Here is a 15,550-nt window from a genome sequence, read left to right as displayed (position 1 = left end):
GGACAGACCGCAGAGGTTCCTGCTCCGGCTCCGGCAGGGAAAATCGGCAGATCTGCACCCCCGGCATACCGTGGCCCCAGCGGCCCGTGCCGGAGCCCTGCCTCAATAAGTATTCTTTCAGCATATTTCTCACGACCTGTTTCTCTGGGTTCGAAATTGGTTTTACCTAAGCTGACCGGGGAACCAGAGAGAAGGCAGGAGACAAGCGCCTCCTGCCTTCTGCGGTGCTTTTGTCAGGCCAGTGACGCGCCCAGCTCGCGGCAGGCCGCCAGAGCGTCATCGTCCGGAGCCTCGTTGCAGATCACGCTTTCGCAGGCCAGATTGGCGCCGTCGTCGTTGCAGCGGGACTCCCAGCTGCGCATCCATTCGCCGTCGCCCCAGCCGTAGGAGCCAAACAGAGCGATGTTCTTCCCGCTCAGCCTGCCCTCACAGGCGGTGAACATGGGCTCGAACTCGCTCTCCTCCAGCTGCTCCGACCCCATGGAGGGGCAGCCAAAGGCGATGGCGGAATACTCGCCGACCTGCTCCGGCGAGAACTCTGCGGCGGTAATCACAGACACCTCAGCGCCTTTGCCCTTGGCGCCTTCGGCCACCGCCATTGCCATGGCCTCGGTGTTTCCCGTGCCGCTCCAATACACAACTGCAACTTTACTCATAAGACTCAACGACCTTTCTTTCTGGATTTGTTATGGTAGAAACATCAACCAGCCACGGTGAGCTGCTCGATGGATTTCCCTTGCTGCCACTGCCGGGAGTAGATTTTGCTGCACATCTCGTATTTTTCAAAGATGCTCCTGGCGGCCTGTTCGTCGCCGTAGACCTTCCAGCAGCCCACGCACTTGTGATTGCACGCCCGATTGCAGATAAAGCCCAGCACATCCTCCGGCGGATAGCTCAAAAACAGTCCGATCTCATGGGGAAATTCCCCCTCGCTCCGGAGCCGGTGGATCAGGTGAACCACACAGCCATTGGGATTTTCCGGCACATAGCCGTATTTGAGAAGCAATGCTCTGGCGCGGTGATCAGTCAGATCGCTCTCCAGCGCATGGGGCCGGTAGGCGTAAATCAAAGCTCGGCCTTTGCAAACCCGAAGCGGCAGGATGCGAATGCCCTTGGGCACCAGTTTCTTGTTCAGCCGGCACAAGTCTCGCGTCAGATCCTTCCGGCTGGGGCAGGCGCAGGAAAAGAGATTTCCCGTCTTGATTCCGGCCAGGGTGGGAGAACAGTGACGAATCAGCAGATCCTCTGACATAGGCGTTTCCCTCACAAAATCATGTCCATGCGAAGACTGTACGGCAAAATGAAAAAACGGACAGTAAACACGGTTAGCAATAGCTAACTAAAGTGTCAAATATATAGCTGCCGCCTCTTGGTTAGCGGTAGCTAACTAATGCAATTATATACAGGGCAAATTCGCTTGTCAAGAGGACGAACGGATTTTGCTGACAGAAAAAATGGCGCTTGTCGGACGCCTGTGTTATAATAAGCAAAACGCCCGTTTTTTGGAGGTTCCTATGGCGATTCACGAGTCTGGCCAGATGTATCTGGAAACCATTTATATTCTCTCACAGAACAGCACCTTTGTTCGGGCTATCGATGTGGGAGAGCGGTTGGGCTTTACCAAGCCCAGCGTCAGCAGAGCCATGTCCATTCTGAAAAAGGACGGATATGTGAATGTGGATGCTGACGGAGCGATCACCCTGACGGAGACCGGGCTTGCCATTGCTAAGACGATGTATACCCGCCACACGGTGTTGAGCCAGATGCTGATGGAATTGGGCGTGGACGAGGAGACTGCGACCGAGGATGCCTGCCGGATCGAGCATGTGATCAGCGAAAAATCCTTCGCGGCGGTGCAGGCGCACTTGGAGCAGGTAACGAAAATGCGGGAAGATGCGCACGGGCAATGAGCCTATGCAAATTTGGCGGACTTTGCTATCGAGCAGCAATGCGATAAGTGAATACTTGCCATTTGGCACGGAATATTAAATGAGGTGGAGCCTTGATATGGCTTCCACCTCATTTTTATGTGATCTGCGCTTTTGAATCAGGAGCAGCCTGCTGTGTAAGTTCACCGCCAAGTGTACCTGCTCCATAGCTCCAAACGCTTACGGCAGCTCATCCTTATGTGTCTGCTGGCTTTTCAAAACCTTTCGGGCTGCTTTTTTGATTTTATGGCACACGCCAAGAATAGCGATGCAAAACAGCAAGGCCGCTAATCCATATCCAAACGACTGCGTTGCCATGTTCATATTCACGCCTCTTTTCTGGCCCTGCCGCCAATGAACTCAACCAAACAATCCTCTCTTTTTGTACGGCTCCTTCTGGATCGTGCCGACCTCATACCCCGTGCTGCGAATGGCGTTCATAACAGCCTCCGTGTCCAGCTCTGTTTCAGAGAGGATCACGGTCTGGTTTTTGCTCCGGGAAGAACTCACCTTTTTGACCGGGCAGGCTTTGCGCACGGCGTCATTGACATGAGCCTCGCACATCCCGCACACCATTCCGTTGACTTCCACTGTGTACTTCCACATAATTTCTCATTCCTCCTTGACTTTAGTATGATTGAGCTGCGCGGACCGGATGGTGGTCTGCCGTGCCGCAGTCCGTTCATCCGGGATCTTCCTGGCTATCAGACAGCACAGCGGCGCCAACGAACTTCCGAGAAGCTGATGGCGAACGATGGAATAGCCGCACTCGGACAGGTATGCCATCAGCTCCCCGGCAGTCCAGACATGGTATACCCGAAAGCCGGACAGCCCCATGAACCAGAGCCGGAGTCTGGCGCTGCGGCTTTTGCCCCAGACAAAGGTGGGGGCGAACAGCCATCCCCCTGGCTTCAGAACCCGCCAGGCTTCCACCAGAGCTTTTTCGGGGTGAGGCATGACATGGAGGGCGTTGGAGATCACGACCGCATCGAAGCTCTCCGGGCCGTAGGGCAGCTTGGTGGCGTCCTGGACGGAGAAATGGAGCCGAGACGAATGCACCTGCTTTTTGGCCTGACGGATCATTTCAGCTGAAAAGTCGGTTGCCTCCCAGCTCCGGACACATGGAGAAAGCGGCACGGACAGCTGACCTGTTCCGCAGGCCAACTCCAGCACATCCATGTCCCGTTTCAGAAAAGGGCGCATTGCTTTGCATATCTGCTGATAGGTTGTCTGAGAGCGGCGCATGAAACCGGAGTAATGCCGTGAAAACCGCTCCCAAAACTGCTTGTTGTCATCCATACAATATGGTCACCTCAATGATGGTTAGCGATTGCTAACTACATCATACTCTTTGTCGCACGAAATTGCAAGATGCCGCCATATTGGTTTTGCATGTTCTCTGGGATAAATCAAGGGAAGAAGCGAGAACGAAGAATGACCGGGATACATCTCCCGGCCATTCTTTCCGTTTCGTTCGGCTCACTGTGTTTACCGGCACCAACCGGTGGGATTGGAGCGGGCGGTGATGAAGCGGCGGTAAATGCCCTCCTCCGCCATAAGTTTGTCGTGGTCGCCGGCCTGAACGATGCGCCCCTGGTCGATAACCAGGATCTCATCGGCGTGGCGAATGGTATTGAGCCGGTGGGCAATGACCAGCAGGGTCTTGCCCCGGCACAGTTGGGTGATGGCCTCCTGGATGTAGCTCTCATTGTCGGCGTCCACGCTGGCAGTGGCCTCATCCAGAATGACGATGGGAGCATCCTTCAGAATGCAGCGGGCAATGGAGATTCGCTGCCTCTCTCCGCCAGATAGGCTGGCTCCACCTTCGCCGATAACAGTGTCAAAGCCGTCGGGCAGTTCCATGATGAAGTCATAGCATCGGGCTTTCCTGGCTGCCTCATAGACCTCCTCCCGTGTGGCGTCTGTCCGTCCCATGGCGATATTGTTATAGACGGTATCCTGGAAAAGATAGACCCGCTGGAACACCATGGAGATCTGCTCCATCAGATCAGAGAGAGGAATATCACGGATGTCCCTGCCCCGTACCAGAACCTGCCCCTGTTTCACATCCCAGAACCGGGAAAGCAGGTTGGCTACCGTACTCTTGCCGCCGCCAGAGGGCCCCACCAGGGCCAGCATCCGGTTTTTCTCCAGTGTGAAAGAGACATCATGCAGTACCTCTTTCTCCCCGTAGGCGAAGGTGACATTTCGGAACTCCACCTCCGGGGCACCGCCGGCTTTGGGTAAGGTCTCCCGGCCCCGGTCAGGTAGTTCTGGCTGGGCCAGTACCGCCTCGATCCGGTCCATGCAGGCGTTCATCACCGTCAGGCGGGTGGCTTGACTATAGAGCGCTTTAATGGGGCCGAAGAGGTCAAAGACGAAGAGCAAGACACCCAGCAGAAAGGTGATGGAGAGCTGCCCACGGCCATAGAGCCAGAGTGACAGGGGGATTATCAGCACCGAGCCCAGACCGCACACCAGATAGAGGGCCCGCATCCAGGGAGCCTGGCTCTCCTCGAACTCGATGCTGACCTTGCGGCTCCGGGCGAAATTTTCGGTGAGTTGCTCGGAACGCTCTCCCAGCAGGTTGAAGGTCTTGGCAATACCAATGCCCTCCACATAGTCCAGCACTGCCCGTGTGAGAGCCTCGCTCTGCTCCTGTCGGACATCAGAGTGAGCCAGGGTGCTCCCCAGGGAAGCGCGGCCCAGCTGCCAAATGATCCCTACCACCACCAAGGCGGCCAGTCCCAGCCAGGGATTCAGGAAGGCCAGCCACAGCACAAGAATGGCTTGGGCAAAGGTATAGCTCATCATGTTGGCAATGTCGTGCATACAGTTCTCCTCAATGAACACCATGTCGGTGGACAGAACGGAACTGATTTTGCCGATGTTGCCCTCTGTGAAATAGCCCATGGGCAGGCGGCGCAGATGCCGTCCCAGCTCCATGCGCAGATCGGCGAATACCATATAGCCCGCCGCGGCCTGGAGCCGGTCGGCGATGTTCTGGCACAGGCACTCCAGCAGAACGCAGCCCACCGTGCCCACCGCCAGCCACAGGCACAGCCGTGCCGTCATGGTTCCCTGGAGAAAAGCGCTCAGGGCCAAGAAGGACAGACCGATGGGGGCCTTGGACAGCATGGCCTTCAGGAACGCAAAGACAAAGGCCAGCTTGATCCGCCCCTGATAGGGGCCGGATACGGACAGGATTCGTTTCATCAGCGCGATCATGCCTCGTCGCCTCCTTTCTCCGCAGAGACACGCCAGGCAGCGGCTCCCTCGGCAGCCCGCCACAGTTTTTCATAGGCGGGGCAAGTCTTTCGCAATGTATCGTGGCGGCCAATCCCTGCCACATTGCCCTGATCCAGCACCACGATCTGATCGGCACCTGCAATGGACTGAAGCCGGTGGGCGATGACGATGACCGTCTTGCCCCGGATCACCTCGGCAATGGCGGCGTTCATTTTCTCCTCATTCTCCGGGTCCAAAAAAGCGGTGGCCTCATCCAGCACCACGATGGGAGCGTCCTTCAAAATCGCCCGGGCCAGGGCGATCCGCTGCCGCTCCCCGCCGGAAAGCCCTTTGCCGCCATCGCCGGCCATGGTATAGATTCCTTTTTCCAGCCGTTTCAGAAACTCTCCGCATTGAGCCCGTTCCGCCGCCGCCAGCACCTCCTCGTCGGTGGCGCCGGGTCTTCCCAGCCGGATGTTCTCCAACAGGCTGGTGTTGAACAGGAACTGCTCCTGCGCGACGAAGGAGATCTGCTCATTCAGAGAGGCGAGGGACATCTCTCGCAGGTCTTGCCCCCCCAGCGTGATGCGTCCGTCCGTCACATCGTAAAAGTGGACCAGCAGCTTGGCAAGGGTCGATTTCCCGCTGCCGGATTCTCCCACCAAAGCGGTAAGGCTGCCCTGTGGGACAGAGAAGGAGACGCCGTGGAGGACTTCGTCCTTTTCGTAGGAAAACCGCACATTCTCAAAGCGGATCTGCAAATCGTTTCCGTTGAAATCCGTTTTTCCTTCTTTCAGGGGCGGAATATTGAACAGAGATTCCATTTGGTCGATCTTGTAGCTCAGCTGGGGCAGCACCGACATAAAGTTCATGGCTCGGATCAGAGGCGGTCCCACGGAAAAAGACATGCACAATACCAGCGCGTAATCCGGCAAGGTAGAGGCGCCGGTGAGTACCAGATAGCCGCCGGCCGGCAGCAGCACCAGCGCCACGCAGGGCAAAATGCTGGTGTAGAGGGCCATCCACAGCCAGCAGGCCCGGAACCAATCCAGAGTAAAATCCCGGTAGTTTTTTACATCGGTCTCAAAGCGGTGATAGGACTCTCCGTCCCGGTTGAAGACTTTCACGACTTCCATGCCGTTGATGTACTCCACGATGGTGTTGTTCATTTTCTGCCCGGCGGCGTAGTAGTCTCCCATCTTGCTCATGCCGGAGCGGTACATCATGCCCATGGCCAGCACGCCCAGCGGGAGGGAGCAGAGGGAAAGCAGACCCAGCTTCCAGTCCGTGAGGAACATGGCCGCAAATACCACCACCGGCACCGCCAGATTGGACAGCCCTTCCGGCAGGGCGTGGGCCAGCAGAAGTTCCATGCTCTCAATGTCGTCAATGAACATCTTCTTCCAGACTCCAACGCCCTTCTCCTGGATCGCGCCCAGGGGCTGCTTTTCCAGCTTGCTCTGGAGATGGAGCCGGAGGTTTTCCAAAGTATGATAGGCGGAGCGATGAGACAGAGCCAGCCCCTCCACATAAAGAAGGCTGTAGAGGACCATGCACAGAGCCATGGCCCCGGCGTTGAACAGGGTTTCCTCCAACGTGAGACTGCCCCCAGTCAGCAGGGGTCTCAGCAGGCGGTAGAGGAAGAAATAGGGCAGCACGCTCATGGCCACGCCGGCCACCAGTACCAGAATGGAGGCATAAGTCGTCTTCCGGTGGCGTCCGGTGTAGCGCAGGACTTTTTGAAACACAGTATCACTCCTTTTTTAGTTAGTTATTGCTAACTTATTAGCGAGAAAAAAGCCTCCGCAGAGGCGTTTTTCACCCCTTGGGGAATCCCAGGGCAGCGTACCAGTCAAAGAGACGGCAGACCAAAGTGCAGTGGCGCTGGATCTCCGGCCAGGTGAAGTCGTGGATAAAGGGCTCGTAAATGGTGGTCCAGAAGGCGGACAGGACCACATGAAGCTCCTCCCGCGTCATATCCACCGTACACAAGCCCCGGCGTCTGGCCTCGGCGTAGTAGGTCCAGGTGCCTTCCGTCATTTTCTCCACCCAGTCGTGCTGGAAGTTGGCGTAAGCGGTGCCCTCCGCTCCGGTGAGCAGCAGCACAAAGCCATCCCGCCGCTCATTGAGAAAGCGGAACCACCACAGCATATATTCCTCATCCATATACCACGCCCGGATCAGATCTTCGTCGGAGAGAGCGGATGCCGGCACCGCCGTCCGCTCCTCATAAACAGCATCCAAATCCGCCACCGTATCCGCCACCACAGCGCGAAACAGCTCCTCTTTTCCGGCGTAACGCTTATAAAGGGCGCCGGTTGTCACCCCAGCCCGCTGGCAGATGGATTTCAGGGAAGCCTGCTCAAAGCCCAGCGTCCGAAACTCCTCTCTGGCACTGTCCATGATCCGAGGGTCGATGGAAGTATCCGGTCTTGCCATAACACCCCTCCCGACAAATGATAATTTGATTACCGATAATCTGATTATCAATATAGCATCCCTTTCTATCCCTGTCAAGGAGAAATCCTCTCTTGACAAACTTGCTTTTTGGTTGTATATTCAAAACATCGTTATGAAACAGTGTTTTGAATTGAGAGGTGATACCATGGCAAAGCAGATCGAAGGGGTCTATGAAAATGTACTCCGCTGCGCCCGTCGGGAATTTTTGGAAAAAGGCTTTGCTCTGGCCTCCCTGCGGGACATCGCCAAGGCGGCGGGAACCAGCACCGGCTCCATCTATACCCGCTTTACCGACAAGGCTGGATTGTTCCGCGCCCTGGTGGAGCCTGCTGCCGGAGAGCTGAAGCGCCGTTTTTTGGAGATTCAGGAGTCTTTTCACCGGTTTGACGGCCAAACCCAGCAGGAGGAGATGGGGCGTTACACTGCCCATGCCCAGGAGGGACTGTTTGACTACATCTATGAGCACCTGCCGGAGTTTGAACTGCTGCTCCGCCGGGCCGCCGGGACGGAATATGCCCACTATATTGACGAGTTGGTGGAGATCGAAGTCAGTTACACCTACAAATACATGGAGGTCATCGGCTGTGAGAGCGTCCGCTCCGGTCAGGTCACCGAGGACTTGATCCATATCGTTACCACCGCCTACTTCAACGGAATGTTTGAGCCGGTGCGGCACCGCATGGATAAGGCCCGGGCGCTCCACTATATCCGCCAGCTCAACCGCTATCACATGGCAGGATTTGAGACGATCTTTCATCCCGAAAACTTCCGGTAGTGCAAAAGGCCGCTTTCCCGGCGGCCTTTTCATAGAACCAAAGGTTAGCAATAACTAACTAAAGGAGGCTTATTTATGCAGAAAACGCAAAGCCCGCTGCTGCGGCTGTGGCAGCTGGGCAGGGAACATCACGGCGGCCTGATTGCCGCCATCTTCTGCGCGGTGGCGGGTGTCCTGCTGGGGCTGCTGCCGTATCTCTCAGCGGGGCACATCCTGGTAGCGCTTCTGACCGGGCAGCAGGACTGGAACTTCTATCTTCTGTGGTGTATGGTGGCTCTGGGGGGCTATCTGGCCAAAACCCTGCTTTACAATCTGGCACTTTCCCTCTCCCACAAGGCCACCTTTCAGATCCTGCGGGACATCCGGAAGATGGTTCTGTCTAAAATGCCCCGCTTACCCTTGGGAGACATTCTGGACACCTCCAGCGGACGGCTCAAACAAATCGTGGTAGATCAGGTGGAGAGTATGGAGACGACGCTGGCCCATCTGCTGCCAGAGATGACCTCCAATCTGCTGGCACCGGTATGCGTTCTCGTGTATCTGTTCACGCTGGACTGGCGCATGGCATTGCTGAGTCTGGTGTCCATTCCTGTGGGCATGGCTTTTATGATGGCCATTATGGGCAGCTATGGCAAGGACTATCAGGGGGCGGTGGAGACGACCCAGGCCATGAACGAGACCATTGTGGAGTACATCGGCGGCATTGAGGTCATCAAGGCCTTCAATCAGGGAAAGAACTCCTATGAGAAGTTCTCTTCCCGGGTACGGGCCAATGCCGCCTACTATTACAACTGGATGAAGAAATGCCAGTTTGGGATGGCTCTGGCCTATGCCATCGCGCCCACCACCCTTATCACGGTGCTGCCTGTGGGCTGGATCTTCTACACGGACGGCAGTTTGTCCGCAGAGGTATTTCTCACCACCATCATCCTGTCCATGAGTATTGTGGGACCTCTCATTGCCGCCATGGGCTTTGTGGATAATCTTGCCAAGGTAGGTACCATCGTAGGTTCGGTGGATGAGATCCTGCTGAAACCGGAGCAGGATCACGGAACACAGCCGGCACAGCTGGGAAAACCGGATATCGCCTTGGATCATGTTTCCTTTGGATATGCTCAGGACAAGGAGATCCTCCACAACATCTCCCTCACCATTCCGGCCGGCAGCCTCACCGCTTTGGTTGGACCCTCCGGTTCGGGCAAGTCCACCATCGCCAAGCTCATCGCCGGTTTCTGGGATGTGACCGAGGGCCGCATTACCCTGGGCGGCGTGGAGGAAAGCCGTATCCCGCTGGAACAACTCTACGACCAGGTGGCCTTTGTTTCTCAGGACAATTACCTCTTTGACGATACCATCCGGGAAAATATCCGTATGGGCCGGGTAAATGCCACGGATCAGGAAGTGGAACAAGTCGCCAAAGCCGCCGGATGCGACGGCTTCATCCGCCAGTTGGATCATGGCTATGACACCCGGGTGGGCGGCGGAGGCGCCCATCTCTCCGGAGGAGAGCGGCAGCGTATCGCCATCGCCCGGGCTATGCTGAAAAACGCCCCCGTGGTGATTCTGGACGAGGCCACCGCCTACATTGATCCGGAGAATGAAGCAGTGGTCCAGCGGGCAGTGGCAAAACTGGTGGAGGGTAAGACGGTCATCGTCATTGCCCACCGCCTGTCCACCATCACCGGCGCTGATCAGATCGTGGTGGTGAAGGATGGAAGCATCGAGGCGCAGGGCAGGCATGAAGACCTGCTGCGCCATTGTCCGTTGTACGCCGATCTGTGGCAGGCTCACATGGGCGCAAAGGAGGGAGAAACGGTATGATCGAGACATTCAGAGGTATCTGGCGGTTTGCCGGTGAGGAACAGCGCAACATCCGGCGCTCGGTGATCGCCTGCTTTTTCAATGCGGTATTCCATATGTTTGAGATTGCCGCCATCTACTACACCATCCTGGCTCTGCTGGATGGAAAAACCGGCCCTGCCACGGCGTGGCAGGCGCTGGGCCTGTTGGCAGTCAGTATTCTGGGCAGCGCCGTGATCAGATATTTCTCCCAGCTCGAGCAGACCCACGCAGGGTACTTCATGGCGGCAAATAAGCGCGTGGCCATCGGGCAGCGGATGAAATCCGTCCCCATGGGCTACTTCAACGACAACAGCCTGGGAGAGCTCACCGGGGTCTGCACCACTGTACTGGACAATGTGGAGACTGTGGCCCCCATGGTGTTGGTGACCATGCTGGGCGGGATGCTCAACGCTCTGGTCTTTACGGTGATGATCCTGATTTTTGACTGGCGGATCGGTCTCATTGTGGTGGCGGCCACAGCAGTTTATTTGTTCATCACCTCGGCCATGGAGCAAAAATCCGCCGCCCTCGCCCCGCACCGTCAGAAGTCCGAGGCCAAGTTGGTGGAGGCGGTGCTGGAGTATGTGCAGGGCATGAGCGTGGTGAAGTCCTTCAACCTCACCGGACGGGGTGACCGCACCTTGCAGGAAGCACTGGAATACAACTGCCGCAGCAACCTGAACATCGAAAAGATGTTCACCCCTTATATTATGGCGCAGGGGATCGCGCTCCAGCTGGGAAGCGTGGCCATGATGCTTGCGGCGGTATGGTTCTATCTCTCCGGAACGATGATTCTGGCCAACGCTCTGATGGTGGTCATCATGTCCTTCCTGGTCTTTGCTCAGATCTCCTCGGCGGGCAGCGGCATGTCCCTGCTGCGTATCGTCAGCAGCTGCATGGCCCATGCCGATGAGACGGACGCCATGCCCCAGCTGGCAGAGACCGGTCGGGCCGGCACGCCCAGGGAGCACAGCATTACCTTCGACCATGTTTCGTTCTCTTATGACCAGCGGCCTATCCTGCGGGATGTATCCTTCGCCATCCCGGACAGAACCACCACCGCCATCGTGGGCCCCAGCGGTTCCGGGAAAACCACACTGTGTAATCTCATCGCCCGGTTCTGGGATGTGGAGAGCGGCACCGTCCTTGTGGGCGGTCAGAATGTGAAGGACTATACCCTGGAGGGCCTGATGGATCAGATCTCCATGGTATTCCAGAAGGTCTATCTCTTTGCCGACACGGTGGAAAACAACATCAAGTTTGGATGCCCCAATGCCACCCACGAGGAAGTGGTGGCTGCGGCGAAGAAAGCCTGTTGCCACGACTTCATTCTCACCCTGCCCCAAGGCTATGACACCGTCATCGGCGAGGGTGGTTCCAGCCTTTCCGGCGGCGAGAAGCAGCGCATCTCCATTGCCCGGGCCATCCTGAAAGACGCCCCCATCGTAATCCTGGACGAGGCCACCGCCAATGTGGACCCGGAGAATGAGGACCGGCTACAGAAGGCCATCGAAGCCCTGACCCGGGACAAGACCATTCTGATGATCGCTCACCGGCTGAAGACGGTCCGTAACGCCGACCAGATCCTGGTGCTGGACGGCGGACAGATCGTTCAGCGAGGCACACACAGCCAGCTCATGGCCCAGGAGGGCTTGTATCAAGCGTTCGTATCTGGCCGTGAAGAGTCCGGTCAGTGGAAGCTCTAAGAGGAGGAGCGCCTAAACCATCATGAAAAGAGGAGTGGCGCCACCGGATACATTCCGGTGGCGGCACTCCCTTTCTTTTTACAATGTTAATCAGTCGTCCTCCAACAGTTTGGAGGGCTGAATCTTCAATACTTGGGCAATTTTGAACAGGGTCTCCAAGGATACACCCCGAATTGTTCCTGTTCCTTCTACCTGGCCGACAAAATTAACACTTTTTCCGATCCGTTCAGCAAGAACCTCCTGTGTCAATCCTGCCTTTTTTCTGTAATAGGCGATTTTTAAGCCCAGAGTGATATATCGTTCCGGAAACTCTGTCTGCATCACTTCACCTCCCAACATTATGCTACCAACAGAACAGTTAAAATATAATTGAAACCAATTAGAGGATTATTTACTTTAAGTAAATGTTTATATATAATAAGAGGTGGAACATTTACTTAAGGGAGCTGTTGGTCAGAAAATGCCAACGAGAACGACATGGATCTATTTACCGTCAGTTTCTTTGGACATCGGATCGTTCCGGAATTTCGGGAAGCGGAAGAGCGTGTGGAGTCGCTGATCCACACATTGCTTTTGGAAAAGGAATATGTGGAGTTTCTGGTTGGCCGTAACGGAGACTTTGATCAGATTGTCTCTTCTGCCGTCAAGCGCCAACAGCGCCGTGTGCGGGATGACAATAGCGCCCTGATTTTGGTACTTCCGTATCCGACGGCAGAGCTACGGGACAATCTGGAGAACTTTGAAGCATATTATGATGAAATTGAACTGTGCAGCGCCGCCGCTGGCAGCCATCCGAAGGGTGCCATTCAGATTCGCAACCGGCAGATGGTGGATCGAAGCGACCTTGTGGTATTCTGTGTGGATCATTCCAGCGGCGGAGCATATCAAACTCTGCGTTACGCCCAGAGAAAGAAAAAAGAAACCCTGAATCTCGCACACTTTGAAGGTTACAGGTGAGAGTTTGCGTGACACTCTACACAGCTGATAGGAAAATTAACTGTCCCTAACGGAAAATGACTTGACTGGTTAGCGACTGCTAACTATAATCAAGCATAGAGTATCATACCTTTTGAAAGGCGACTATGGAAAAATGTAAAATTGATAAGGGCTCTGTACCGGAGATTCTTATACAGTGTTCGGTTGCACCTGTTAGCCACTGGCAAAGCTGACCGACAGATCGATGTGCCTCCGAATCATCCGGATCGACTTTGCAGAAAACCACTGCGGCAAGATTGGAGGAGAATATGCCGATTGAACTATGGCAAGGGCTACTGATTCCCTTTGCCGGGACGACGCTGGGGGCGGCCTGCGTCTTTTTTATGCGGAACAATTTGGGTGAGATGGTACAGCGTGCGCTCACCGGCTTTGCGGCGGGGGTCATGGTGGCGGCTTCCATCTGGAGCCTGCTGCTGCCCGCGATGGAGCAGGCAGCGGACATGGGGCGGTGGTCCTTTGTCCCCGCCGTTGTGGGTTTCTGGCTGGGAATCTTTTTCTTGCTGGGGCTGGATCGGCTGATCCCGCATCTGCACCGCGGCAGCGCGGAGGCCGAGGGCATCAAAAGCAGTCTTGGAAAAACAACCATGCTGACCTTGGCTGTGGCGCTGCACAATATTCCGGAAGGAATGGCGGTCGGGGCGGTCTATGCCGGGTGGCTCTACGGAGACAGCGGTATCACGCTGGCGGGGGCGCTGGCTCTTTCTCTGGGAATTGCCATTCAGAACTTCCCGGAGGGCGCGATCATTTCCATGCCCCTGAAAGCGGAGGGGGTCTCCAAATCCCGCTCCTTCCTGTATGGGACGCTGTCCGGCGCAGTGGAGCCCATAGGTGCGATTCTGACCATCCTTCTGGCGGGGATTTTGGTTCCGGTACTGCCTTACGCCCTGAGCTTTGCCGCCGGAGCGATGGTCTATGTGGTAGTGGAAGAATTGATCCCGGAGATGTCAGTGGGAAAGCACTCCAATATAGGGACTATTCTGTTTGCAGTCGGTTTTACCCTCATGATGACGCTGGATGTGGCGCTGGGTGCTTGAGTGAGTGAAGGTGAAAAAATGGGACAAGAAGAGCGGATTCAAAACGCCTACCGGGGATTGGGAGGCAAACGGACATTTTATGATGGCATGATCACCTGTTCCACCCTGTTAGGCCGGGCGGTGTGCAGTCTGGTATGGGAAATGGGCCGTGCGGAAACCCAGGACTACCTTTGCGCCGCCCTTTCCGGAATACCGGAGGGTTTTTCCGGAAGACTGCTGGAAGTCCCCGTGGGTACCGGCATACTGACCATGCCCCTCTATCGGGAAATGCCGGAGGCGGAGATCACCTGCCTGGATTACTCGCCGGAGATGCTGGAGCGGGCAAAATCCCGGGGCGAGGGACTTGCCCATGTGCGCTTTCAGCAGGGGGATGTGGGGGCGCTGCCTTTTGGGGACGGCAGTTTTGACATCGTGCTCTCGCTCAACGGCTTTCATGCGTTCCCGGACAAAGAGGCCGCTTGGCGGGAGATCTTTCGTGTACTGCGGCCCGGCGGGACCTTCTGCGGCTGCTTCTATGTGCGGGGACAAAACCGCCGCACGGACTGGCTAATCCGCAGGCTGTATGTGCCAAAGGGCTGGTTCACCCCGCCCTTTGAGACGGCGGAGAGCCTGCGGCGGCGTCTGGAGGAAACATTCGGGCCGGCAAAGGTTCGCACCGTTCAGGGCATAGCCTCTTTTGTCTGCCGGAAGGCGAAGGAGAAACACCCGTAAACGAATTGTACACAAATATTGAACAACAGGAGGAAAATCAAATGCAGCAAAAGCGTAATCAACAAGCAGAAATTCGTCTCGGCAGTCACGGCGAAGACTACGGGAGCTGGATGTCCAATCCCGTGTTCTATATTATCGGCGGCATCACGGCTCTGGCCGTGGTTTTGGCCATACTCTCCTTTTCGGTGTTCCACATCACAGCTCTCGGCGTTCTGTTCTCAGTTGTTACGGCGGCGCTGGCAGCCCTGCTGGTCTGGATCACATGGATCAGGCGCCAGTATGCCTTTGGCGGCGGCGGGATTATGGAACAGGTTCACCGGGTCGTTCTCTCTCATCTGGACTATGACGGCCAGGGCGGTCTCTTGGAAGTCGGCTGCGGCTCCGGAGCCCTGTCGATTCGTGCGGCCCTGACCTGGCCGGAGTCAAAGGTCACTGGCATGGACTACTGGGGAGCTGTTTACAATTACAGCAAGGCCCTCTGTGAGAAAAACGCCGCAAGTGAAGGCGTGGCCTCCCGGTGTGTGTTCCGGCATGGCGACGCCAATCATCTGGATTTCCCCGATGAGAGTTTTGACGCGGTCATCAGCAACTATGTCTACCACAATGTCATGGGAGCCGATATGCACAAACTGTTGCTGGAGAGCCTGCGGGTGCTGAAAAAAGGCGGCGTCTTCGCTCTGAATGATGACATGAAGCCCAAGCTGTACGGCGATATGGATGTCTTTGCCCAAAAACTGCGGGAGATGGGCTATCAGGACGTCCGGCTCATTGATACCGCGGAAGAAGCCTTCGGTTCACGCCGCCGGGCTGCCATGATGATGCTGGGCTCTTCCCGGCTACTTGTGGGCAGAAAGTAATTTGTCCAAACAG

At 56.2% G+C, this 15,550-nt stretch carries 17 protein-coding genes; 8 read left to right on the top strand and 9 right to left on the bottom strand.

Annotated elements, in window-relative coordinates; all coding sequences use genetic code 11:
- Positions 1-233 precede the first annotated feature (233 nt).
- Positions 234-656, bottom strand: a complete 423-nt coding sequence (locus H8S57_RS00750; RefSeq protein WP_006575242.1) for a flavodoxin — start codon at positions 654-656, stop codon at positions 234-236.
- 44 nt (positions 657-700) lie between these two features.
- The gene (locus H8S57_RS00745; protein WP_186906169.1) at positions 701-1,252 is read right to left on the bottom strand and encodes a DUF3793 family protein; all 552 of its coding nucleotides are present in this window, start codon (positions 1,250-1,252) and stop codon (positions 701-703) included.
- Positions 1,253-1,514: 262 nt separating this feature from the next.
- Between H8S57_RS00745 and H8S57_RS00740 the strand changes: the two genes are divergently transcribed.
- Positions 1,515-1,910 (top strand): metal-dependent transcriptional regulator, encoded by a 396-nt coding sequence (locus tag H8S57_RS00740; RefSeq protein WP_165450582.1) that lies wholly within the window; start codon positions 1,515-1,517, stop codon positions 1,908-1,910.
- Positions 1,911-2,108: 198 nt separating this feature from the next.
- Here H8S57_RS00740 and H8S57_RS17180 read toward each other — a convergent pair whose 3' ends face one another.
- The 6 genes from H8S57_RS17180 to H8S57_RS00710 all read right to left on the bottom strand — a co-directional run bounded on the left by H8S57_RS17180 (position 2,109) and on the right by H8S57_RS00710 (position 7,595).
- Positions 2,109-2,252, bottom strand: coding sequence for a hypothetical protein (locus H8S57_RS17180; protein WP_243204628.1), 144 nt, complete (start codon positions 2,250-2,252; stop codon positions 2,109-2,111).
- 36 nt (positions 2,253-2,288) lie between these two features.
- On the bottom strand, positions 2,289-2,534 hold the full coding sequence (locus tag H8S57_RS00730) for a heavy-metal-associated domain-containing protein (RefSeq protein ID WP_186906168.1): 246 nt from the start codon (positions 2,532-2,534) through the stop codon (positions 2,289-2,291).
- Positions 2,535-2,540: 6 nt separating this feature from the next.
- Positions 2,541-3,227 (bottom strand): class I SAM-dependent methyltransferase, encoded by a 687-nt coding sequence (locus H8S57_RS00725; protein ID WP_130868839.1) that lies wholly within the window; start codon positions 3,225-3,227, stop codon positions 2,541-2,543.
- 189 nt (positions 3,228-3,416) lie between these two features.
- Positions 3,417-5,156, bottom strand: a complete 1,740-nt coding sequence (locus tag H8S57_RS00720) for an ABC transporter ATP-binding protein (RefSeq protein ID WP_186906167.1) — start codon at positions 5,154-5,156, stop codon at positions 3,417-3,419.
- Complete coding sequence (locus tag H8S57_RS00715; RefSeq protein ID WP_186906166.1) at positions 5,153-6,904, bottom strand: ATP-binding cassette domain-containing protein; 1,752 nt, start codon at positions 6,902-6,904, stop codon at positions 5,153-5,155. The genes H8S57_RS00720 and H8S57_RS00715 overlap by 4 nt, the downstream gene beginning before the upstream one ends.
- A gap of 70 nt (positions 6,905-6,974) precedes the next feature.
- Positions 6,975-7,595, bottom strand: a complete 621-nt coding sequence (locus H8S57_RS00710) for a TetR/AcrR family transcriptional regulator (RefSeq protein ID WP_186906165.1) — start codon at positions 7,593-7,595, stop codon at positions 6,975-6,977.
- A 133-nt stretch (positions 7,596-7,728) separates the two neighbouring features.
- Here H8S57_RS00710 and H8S57_RS00705 point away from each other — a divergent pair, with 133 nt between their 5' ends.
- The 3 genes from H8S57_RS00705 to H8S57_RS00695 all read left to right on the top strand — a co-directional run bounded on the left by H8S57_RS00705 (position 7,729) and on the right by H8S57_RS00695 (position 11,939).
- Positions 7,729-8,391, top strand: coding sequence for a TetR/AcrR family transcriptional regulator (locus H8S57_RS00705; RefSeq protein ID WP_317135679.1), 663 nt, complete (start codon positions 7,729-7,731; stop codon positions 8,389-8,391).
- A gap of 75 nt (positions 8,392-8,466) precedes the next feature.
- Entirely contained in the window at positions 8,467-10,212 is a 1,746-nt protein-coding gene (locus H8S57_RS00700; protein WP_186906164.1) for an ABC transporter ATP-binding protein, read from the top strand.
- Positions 10,209-11,939: an ABC transporter ATP-binding protein gene (locus H8S57_RS00695; RefSeq protein ID WP_186906163.1), complete on the top strand. Its 1,731-nt coding sequence runs from the start codon at positions 10,209-10,211 to the stop codon at positions 11,937-11,939. Before H8S57_RS00700 ends, H8S57_RS00695 begins: the two co-directional genes overlap by 4 nt.
- Before the next feature lie 90 nt (positions 11,940-12,029).
- On the opposite strand, the gene H8S57_RS00690 is transcribed toward H8S57_RS00695, so the two are convergent.
- Complete coding sequence (locus H8S57_RS00690; protein ID WP_040411886.1) at positions 12,030-12,260, bottom strand: helix-turn-helix domain-containing protein; 231 nt, start codon at positions 12,258-12,260, stop codon at positions 12,030-12,032.
- A gap of 156 nt (positions 12,261-12,416) precedes the next feature.
- Between H8S57_RS00690 and H8S57_RS00685 the strand changes: the two genes are divergently transcribed.
- The 4 genes from H8S57_RS00685 (at position 12,417) to H8S57_RS00670 (ending at position 15,537) form a co-directional block, all read left to right on the top strand.
- Positions 12,417-12,896: a hypothetical protein gene (locus H8S57_RS00685; RefSeq protein WP_007712997.1), complete on the top strand. Its 480-nt coding sequence runs from the start codon at positions 12,417-12,419 to the stop codon at positions 12,894-12,896.
- 287 nt (positions 12,897-13,183) lie between these two features.
- Complete coding sequence (locus H8S57_RS00680) at positions 13,184-13,969, top strand: ZIP family metal transporter (protein WP_040411884.1); 786 nt, start codon at positions 13,184-13,186, stop codon at positions 13,967-13,969.
- 18 nt (positions 13,970-13,987) lie between these two features.
- Positions 13,988-14,680 carry a class I SAM-dependent methyltransferase gene (locus H8S57_RS00675; protein ID WP_186906162.1) on the top strand — a complete coding sequence of 231 codons (693 nt, stop codon included), beginning with the start codon at positions 13,988-13,990 and terminating at the stop codon, positions 14,678-14,680.
- A 41-nt stretch (positions 14,681-14,721) separates the two neighbouring features.
- Positions 14,722-15,537, top strand: a complete 816-nt coding sequence (locus H8S57_RS00670) for a class I SAM-dependent methyltransferase (protein WP_186906161.1) — start codon at positions 14,722-14,724, stop codon at positions 15,535-15,537.
- Positions 15,538-15,550: the final 13 nt, after the last annotated feature.

It is taken from the genome of Lawsonibacter hominis (assembly GCF_014287895.1).
GTDB lineage: Bacteria > Bacillota > Clostridia > Oscillospirales > Oscillospiraceae > Lawsonibacter_A > Lawsonibacter_A hominis.
This window is presented reverse-complemented; position numbering and strand designations above follow the sequence as displayed.